We start from the raw sequence: 7,825 nt of genomic DNA on the forward strand, positions 1-7,825 counted from the left end.
CGGGCCGAGGCGGGCGACGTCCCAAGGCTCCGACGTGTTGTCGTTCTGCGCACATTCGCGCACCGCCGGAACGTTGGCGACGGCCGCAGGCATGCGGGCAGGCAGGTTCGATTGGGCCACAGCCGCTGCGGCTTGCAGTCTGGGAGGGGTAGGTGCGGCAGGAACCGCGCTGGCCGGACGCTGACCCTTTCGGATGAGGGCGGTGGTCGAGCCAAGGCGGCCCTGACGTTCATCAATCCATAGGAAGGCGGCGGCGGCACCGGTCAGCGTCACATGCGCTGTCTCCCCTCCGGCCGTGAGTGTCATGGCGCGGCCATTGGCGATGGCCCCTATCAATTGGTCGGAAGCGTCCTTGATCGAGAGCATTGGGGTTTCGCTGTCGACCGCCTCCATCTTGCCGGCGTAGTTGCGTCCGTCGATGTTGAGCAACAGTCGCGACGCTCCCGATGGAAGCGACCAGCTACCGGCAGTGACTTGCGGTTTGGCAGAAGGACCGGCGTCGATCTGGACCATGACGAAACCGCTATTATCGGCGGCGGGGCCATAGGCGGCGCACGCATTCACATTGTCGCAGACGGCGGTCCACTCGCGGAAGGTCTTGGTTTCCGAAGGAATTTGGGATGATGCGGCGCTCTCTGCGTCTCCCGTTGTCGCCGCTGCAGTGACGGCAGCTTCGCTCGCGTCGGGGGCAGTCGCGGCGGACTGTGACTGCGGCTCGGCCTCATTGCATCCGGCCAGAAGGGTGGCCGCGACAGTGCCGATAATCAGAATGCGTGTGGGGGTCATTGCGATGTCCTTGCCTTGCCCGAGAACTAAAGCGGACAGTCCGGTTGTCGGGCAAGCTCGAATAACGCGAAATTTCTTGTGCCCTATTGCTTTGCGTCAGGGCGTTGGAGGGCTATATCCGCCCCCAACGTAAACCTTTCTCAGCACCAAAGAGGCGAAGCATGGCCAAGATCAAGGTCGCCAACCCCATCGTGGATATCGACGGCGACGAAATGACCCGCATCATCTGGCAGATGATCAAGGACAAGCTCGTCTTCCCGTACCTCGATCTCGAGCTGGACTACTACGATCTGGGCATGGAAAGCCGTGACGCTACGGACGACCAGATCACCATCGACGCAGCCAAGGCTATCCAGAAGCACGGCGTTGGCGTGAAGTGCGCCACCATCACGCCGGACGAAGCCCGCGTGAAGGAATTCGGCCTGAAGAAGATGTGGAAGTCGCCGAACGGCACCATCCGCAACATCCTCGGCGGCGTTGTCTTCCGCGAGCCGATCATCTGCTCGAACGTTCCGCGTCTGGTTCCGGGCTGGACCCAGCCGATCGTGGTTGGCCGTCACGCCTTCGGTGACCAGTACAAGGCCACCGACTTCCTGATGCCGGGTGCTGGCACCCTGACCATCAAGTTCGTCGGCGACGACGGCGAAGTCATCGAGCACGAAGTCTACAAGGCTCCGGGCGCTGGCGTGGCTATGGCTATGTACAACCAGGATGAGTCGATCCGCGAGTTCGCACACGCCTCGTTCGCCTATGGCCTGCAGCGCAACTATCCGGTCTATCTGTCGACCAAGAACACCATCCTGAAAGCCTACGACGGCCGCTTCAAGGACATCTTCCAGGAAGTCTACGACGCCCACTACGCCGAAGAGTTCAAGGCGCGCGGCCTGCACTACGAACACCGTCTGATCGACGACATGGTGGCTGCTGCCATGAAGTGGTCGGGTGGCTTCGTCTGGGCGTGCAAGAACTACGACGGTGACGTGCAGTCGGACGTCGTGGCTCAGGGCTTCGGCTCGCTGGGCCTGATGACCTCGGTCCTGATGACCCCGGATGGCAAGGTCATGGAAACCGAAGCCGCCCACGGCACCGTGACCCGTCACTACCGTCAGCACCAGAAGGGTGAAGCGACCTCGACCAACTCGATCGCTTCGATCTTTGCCTGGACCCGTGGCTTCAAGCACCGCGCCAAGCTGGACAACAACGCCGAGCTGGCCAACTTCGCAGAGACCCTCGAGAAGGTCGTCGTGGAAACCGTTGAGTCGGGCTTCATGACCAAGGACCTGGCCCTGCTGGTCGGCGATCAACAAGGCTGGCTGACCACCGAAGGCTTCCTGGACAAGGTCTCGGAAAACCTGAAGAAGGCCCTGCCGGGTATTGGTTAAGCTCAAGCAGCGAGGCCCCGCGGGCCGAGCGCTAGCGAACTAAAAATGAAAAGCCCGCTGGATACGTCCGGCGGGCTTTTTGTTTGAATCGAATCTTTAGATAACTCTGATATGGCCAATGCATCAGTCATATCGCCCCATGCTGAGTTTCTATTTGGTACAAGAAGCCAACGAGTTACCTGCTACAATGCGGGTCACAGGCTTCTGCATGTCCAAGTGCAGGCAAGGATTGTGGATGTCGCTCGAACTCAGGGAAAATGCACCCTAAAGTTCGAAGATGGCTCGACCCTAAGAGCGATTTCGATGACGCCATCTGCTGAAGACGGATGGTACATCTTTGACGTCGGATGATCAGGGGTGACGCCTACAAAAAAGCCCGCCTCGGGGGAGGCGGGCTTTTCTGTTGGCTATCAGACGATCCTTAGATCTTGGCCTTGATGGCGGCGAGGCCGTCTTCGGCCTTGGAGGCGTCCGGAGCGCCGCCTTGGGCGAAGTCCGGCTTGCCGCCGGCACCCTTGCCGCCCATGGCGATCACGGCGTCACGGGCGAAGTCGGCGGCGTTGTATTTGCCGACCAGATCCGGGGTGAGGGTGACGGTGATGGCGGCCTTGCCATCGGTCACGCCGACCAGAGCGACGATGCCCGAGCCAATCTGCTTCTTGAAGTCTTCGGCCACGCCGCGCAGGCCCTTGCCGTCCACGCCGTCGAGAACGCGGGCGATGACCTTCACGCCGTTGATCTCTTCCGGAGCGGCCGAGGCACCGCCACCGCCGAGCGCCAGTTGCTTCTTCAGTTCGGCAACCTGCTTCTCGAGCGTCTTGACCGAGGCCTGCAGGTTTTCGACGCGCGGGGCGACGTCAGCCGGTTGGACCTTGAAGTTCTGGGCCAGCGAGCGGGTGATGTTGGCCTGTTCCAGCAGGTACTGACGGGCGGCTTCGCCGGTCAGGGCCTCGATACGGCGCACGCCAGCGGCCACGCCACCTTCGGAGATGATCTTGAACAGGGCGATGTCGCCGGTGCGGGCGACGTGGGTGCCGCCGCACAGTTCGACCGAATAGGCCTTGCCCGGCTCGCTCAGCGAGTTGCCTAGCGACAGCACGCGGACTTCCTCGCCGTACTTCTCGCCGAACAGGGCAATAGCGCCCGCTTCAATCGCCGCTTCCGGCGACATCAGCTGGGTGGTGGCCGGGACGTTCTGGCGGATGACCGCGTTCACCTCGTCCTCGATGCGGGCGATTTCCTCGTCCGTCACCGGGGCGTTGTGGCTGAAGTCGAAGCGCAGGCGCTCGTGGTCCACCATCTGGCCCTTCTGGGCGATGTGGGCACCCAGAACGTTCTTCAGCGCGGTGTGCAGCAGGTGCGCGCCCGAGTGGTTGGCGCGGGTAGTCAGACGCTCGTCGGCGTTGACGTGCAACTCGGCCTTGGCACCGATCTTCAGTTCACCCGAGGTGACTTCGATCTGGTGGGCGTACAGGTCGCCGCCGGCGTGCTTTTGCACGTCCAGCACACGGCCTTTGCCACCGGCCCACTTCACGGTGCCCTTGTCGCCGTTCTGGCCGCCGCCTTCCCCATAGAAGGGGGTCTGGTCGAACAGGACTTCGACGGTTGCGCCTGCCGAAGCGGTTTCGACGCGTGCGCCTTCCGATACGATGGCGACCACGGTGCCTTCGCCGTCGGTGTTGTCATAGCCGGTGAAGGTGGTGGCACCCAGTTGGTCACGGATGGCCAGCCATTCGCCTGCGTTGGCGGTCTGGCCCGAGCCCTTCCAGTTGGCCTTGCCGCGCTGGCGCTGCTCGGCCATCTCGGCCTCGAAGCCTTCGTTGTCGACGGCCAGACCACGGCGACGCGCTTCGTCCTGTGTCAGGTCCAGCGGGAAGCCGTAGGTGTCGTACAGGGTGAAGGCGGTGTGGCCCGAGATGACGCCGCCTTCGGACAGGTCCTTGGTGGCTTCGTCCAGCAGGTGCATGCCGCGACCCAACGTGGTGCGGAAACGGATTTCTTCCTGCTTCAGGGTGTCTTCGATGAAGGCCTGTGCGCGGCCCAGTTCCGGATAAGCTTCGCCCATCTCGGTGATCAGGGCCGGAACCAGACGGTACATCAGCGGGTCCTGCGCGCCCAGCAGGTGGGCGTGGCGCATGGCGCGGCGCATGATGCGGCGCAGCACATAGCCGCGACCTTCGTTCGACGGGGTCACACCGTCGGCGATCAGGAAGGACGACGAGCGCAGGTGGTCGGCGATCACGCGGTGGCTGGCCTGCAGGTCGCCCTCGGCCTTGGTGTTGGTCGCGTCTTCCGAAGCAGCGATCAGGTTGCGGAACAGGTCGATCTCATAGTTGGAGTGAACGCCCTGCAGCACAGCGGCAATACGCTCCAGACCCATGCCGGTGTCGACCGACTTCTTGGGCAGTTCGCGAACGATCTCGTCGTTCTCCTTTTCGAACTGCATGAAGACGTTGTTCCAGATCTCGACGAAGCGGTCACCGTCCTCTTCCGGCGAACCGGGAGGGCCGCCCCAGATGTGCTCGCCGTGGTCGTAGAAGATTTCGGTGCACGGACCGCAAGGGCCGTTGTCGCCCATGGCCCAGAAGTTGTCGTTGGTGGGGATGCGGATGATCTTGTCGTCCGAGAAGCCCGTGACCTTCTTCCAGATGTTAAAGGCTTCGTCGTCGGTGTGGTAAACCGTGACCAGCAGCTTCTTCGGATCGAGGCCGAACTCCTTGGTCAGCAGGCCCCAAGCGCTTTCAATCGCGTGGTCCTTGAAATAGTCGCCGAACGAGAAGTTGCCCAGCATTTCAAAGAAGGTGTGGTGACGGGCGGTATAGCCGACGTTGTCCAGGTCGTTGTGCTTGCCACCAGCGCGGACGCACTTTTGCGACGAGGTAGCACGCGGATACGGCGGCACAGCAGCGCCGGTGAAATAGTCCTTGAACGGCACCATGCCCGCGTTGACGAACAGCAGGGTCGGATCGTTCTGCGGCACCAGCGGCGCGGAGTGCACCTTCTCGTGGCCGTCGTTGCCGAAGTAATCGAGGAAGGTCGAACGTATCTGCTTGAGGCTGGTCATTTTATGATCGGACTATTCGGTGTGTCGGGTGGGCAGCGCCATCGGGTGACCGCGCTGCGAAAAAGGTCAGGGCGTCATATAGGTTTTTTGGGGCGAGTGCATCACCCCCGAAGACCTTAGCCCCTTGGCGAATGGTGGGCGGGCCTAGACCAGACGTTCGGTCGAGACGATGACGCCATCGGCGTCGGCATAGATCCAGTCGTCGGGACGGAAGATGACATTGCCGAAGCTGGTCGGGATATCCTGCTCGCCGATGCCGTCGCGGTCGGAGCGCAGCGGGCAGGTGCCGATGGCTTTGACGCCCACCTCCATGGTGTCGATGACGGCGCTGTCACGGATGGCGGCGTTGACGATGATGCCCGCCCAGCCGTTGTCGATGGCCAGTTTGGCAAGGTTGTCACCCACCAGCGCGCGTTTGAGCGAGCCGCCGCCGTTCACCACCAGCACCGCGCCGCGACCCGGACCTTCGAGCGTCGAGCGGACAAGGGCGTTGTCATCGAGCACGCTGAGGGTCCGCATCGGGCCGCAAAAGGCAGTGATCTTGCCAAAGCTGCGGAAGGCCGTGGCGCAGACCTTCACCTTGTTGGGATGGGCGTCACACAGGTCGGCAGTGGCGAAATCGGTCATCGCGGGTCTCATGGTCGGGAAGGAGGAAACCGACCCTGCCGCTTATGGGGTGTCAGGAAAAGGGCCGGGGGGCCACGGTGGGCAAAAAAAGAGGCCCACCCGGTCGAACGGGTGGGCCTTCTCCACCCCGCCTCCGACGGGGTCGGTAGGCGGGTCGCCGGAGGAGGGCGGAGATGTTTTAGCCTTCGAGGTCCTGACCTTCGTCCGGTTCCGGAGTGCCCAGAAGCTCGTCGGCAATCTTGTTGGTGGAGGCGCGAACAGCCTTCTCGATGGCCTCGGCCATGTCGGGGTTGTTCTTGAGGAACTCCTTGGCGTTCTCGCGGCCCTGACCGATGCGGGTCGAGTCATAGGAGAACCACGAGCCGGACTTCTCGACGATGCCCGCCTTGACGCCCAGATCGATGATCTCGCCGATCTTGGAGATGCCCTCGCCGTACATGATGTCGAAGATGACCTCGCGGAACGGCGGGGCAACCTTGTTCTTCACGACCTTCACGCGGGTGGTGTTGCCGACCACCTCGTCGCGGTTCTTGATCGCGCCGGTGCGGCGGATATCGAGGCGTACCGAGGCGTAGAATTTCAGGGCGTTACCGCCCGTGGTGGTTTCGGGCGAGCCGTACATCACGCCGATCTTGTGACGGATCTGGTTGATGAACAGCACGATGCATTTCGACTTGTTGATCGAGGCGGTCAGCTTGCGCAGGGCCTGCGACATCAGGCGGGCCTGCAGGCCCGGCAGGCTGTCGCCCATTTCACCTTCGATTTCGGCGCGCGGGGTCAGGGCGGCCACCGAGTCCACGACCACGATGTCCACGGCACCCGAACGCACGAGGGTGTCGACGATTTCCAGCGCCTGTTCACCGGCGTCCGGCTGCGAGACCAGCAGGTCGTCGAGGTTCACGCCCAGCTTTTGGGCATAGACCGGATCAAGCGCGTGCTCGGCGTCCACGAAGGCGGCCACGCCACCCTTCTTCTGGACCTCGGCCACGGTGTGCAGGGCCAGAGTGGTTTTACCCGAGGATTCTGGACCGAAAACTTCGATCACGCGGCCCACCGGAAGGCCGCCGATGCCCAGAGCCATGTCGAGGCCGAGCGAGCCGGTCGAAACCGATTCAATCTCTGCGACCTGACCGGCCTTGCCCAGTTTCATGACCGAGCCCTTGCCGAACGCACGGTCGATCTGGGCGATTGCTGCCTCGAGGGCGCGTTGTTTATCGGAGTCTGCCTTAGCCACTAGTTTCAATGCCGCCTGTGTCATTGGTGTCGATCTCTCCCTTGCCATGATTCATGGCCAGATTCCCGTAGGACCTTGGGAGAGACCCGCCAGGACCCGCTCCCTCGATGAAGGGATTAGTACACGGTTTGTTCTGGTTCACAAGATGTTCTCATTTGAAATGTGGAACACGGTTCAAAACCTGCGACCGGATTTGACGTAGCGGCTACGCGCCACCTTTGCGGCGCACGAGCGTTTAGCGGGGCATGACCCATGAAAATCTGCCCGCCTCCGACCCTGCAAAGCCCGCCATCCTGACCATCCGTAACGCCCGCATGGCGGATGTGAGTGCGATCAGTGCGTTGGTCGGTCGGGTCTATAAGGATGACATCCCCTATACGGCAGGGATGCTGCGCGGCCAGATCGCCATCTATCCCGATGGCCAGCTGGTGGTGGAGTATGAAGGCGAGATCGTTGGCTATGCGGCCAGCTTCCGCATCGACGAGGCATCGGCCATGCGGGCCCATACCTGGGAGGACATTACCGGCGGCGGCTATGCCTCGCGGCACGATCCCCACGGGGAATGGCTGTACGGGATGGAGGTCTGTGTGGACCCGACCCGTCGCCGCCTGCGTATCGGGCAAAGACTGTACGATGCCCGCCGCGAACTGTGCGAGGTCCAGAACCTGAGGGGGATTGTCTTCGGCGGGCGCATGCCGGGCTGGTTCTATCGGGCCCGCAGCCCGTTTTTCG

At 62.5% G+C, this 7,825-nt stretch carries 6 protein-coding genes; 2 read left to right on the plus strand and 4 right to left on the minus strand.

The window, feature by feature from the left end:
- Positions 1-786, minus strand: a 786-nt coding sequence (locus tag Q0Y42_RS13555) for a DUF1176 domain-containing protein (protein WP_297804779.1), incomplete at its 3' end; no start/stop codon positions are given.
- A 161-nt stretch (positions 787-947) separates the two neighbouring features.
- On the opposite strand from Q0Y42_RS13555, the gene Q0Y42_RS13560 reads away from it, so the two are divergent.
- Positions 948-2,168, plus strand: coding sequence for an NADP-dependent isocitrate dehydrogenase (locus Q0Y42_RS13560; protein ID WP_297804782.1), 1,221 nt, complete (start codon positions 948-950; stop codon positions 2,166-2,168).
- 421 nt (positions 2,169-2,589) lie between these two features.
- Here the strand turns inward: Q0Y42_RS13560 and alaS are convergent, their stop codons facing one another.
- The 3 genes from alaS to recA all read right to left on the minus strand — a co-directional run bounded on the left by alaS (position 2,590) and on the right by recA (position 7,117).
- On the minus strand, positions 2,590-5,232 hold the full coding sequence (gene alaS / locus Q0Y42_RS13565) for an alanine--tRNA ligase (protein ID WP_297804784.1): 2,643 nt from the start codon (positions 5,230-5,232) through the stop codon (positions 2,590-2,592).
- Positions 5,233-5,376: 144 nt separating this feature from the next.
- Positions 5,377-5,859 (minus strand): ribonuclease E activity regulator RraA, encoded by a 483-nt coding sequence (gene rraA, locus Q0Y42_RS13570; RefSeq protein WP_297804787.1) that lies wholly within the window; start codon positions 5,857-5,859, stop codon positions 5,377-5,379.
- 178 nt (positions 5,860-6,037) lie between these two features.
- Complete coding sequence (gene recA / locus Q0Y42_RS13575; protein WP_292050718.1) at positions 6,038-7,117, minus strand: recombinase RecA; 1,080 nt, start codon at positions 7,115-7,117, stop codon at positions 6,038-6,040.
- Between the two features lie 221 nt (positions 7,118-7,338).
- On the opposite strand from recA, the gene Q0Y42_RS13580 reads away from it, so the two are divergent.
- On the plus strand, positions 7,339-7,825 hold a 487-nt coding region (locus Q0Y42_RS13580; protein WP_297804792.1), incomplete at its 3' end, for a GNAT family N-acetyltransferase.

It is taken from the genome of uncultured Brevundimonas sp., from assembly GCF_947305955.1.
In the GTDB taxonomy this organism is placed as follows: Bacteria; Pseudomonadota; Alphaproteobacteria; order Caulobacterales; family Caulobacteraceae; genus Brevundimonas.

Excerpts from the sequence above, each read along its gene's own strand:
- Q0Y42_RS13560 (WP_297804782.1), top strand. The coding sequence starts at position 948 with ATGGCCAAGATCAAGGTCGCCAACCCCATCGTGGATATCGACGGCGAC.
- alaS (WP_297804784.1), bottom strand. The coding sequence starts at position 5,232 with ATGACCAGCCTCAAGCAGATACGTTCGACCTTCCTCGATTACTTCGGC.
- rraA (WP_297804787.1), bottom strand. The coding sequence starts at position 5,859 with ATGACCGATTTCGCCACTGCCGACCTGTGTGACGCCCATCCCAACAAG.
- recA (WP_292050718.1), bottom strand. The coding sequence starts at position 7,117 with ATGACACAGGCGGCATTGAAACTAGTGGCTAAGGCAGACTCCGATAAA.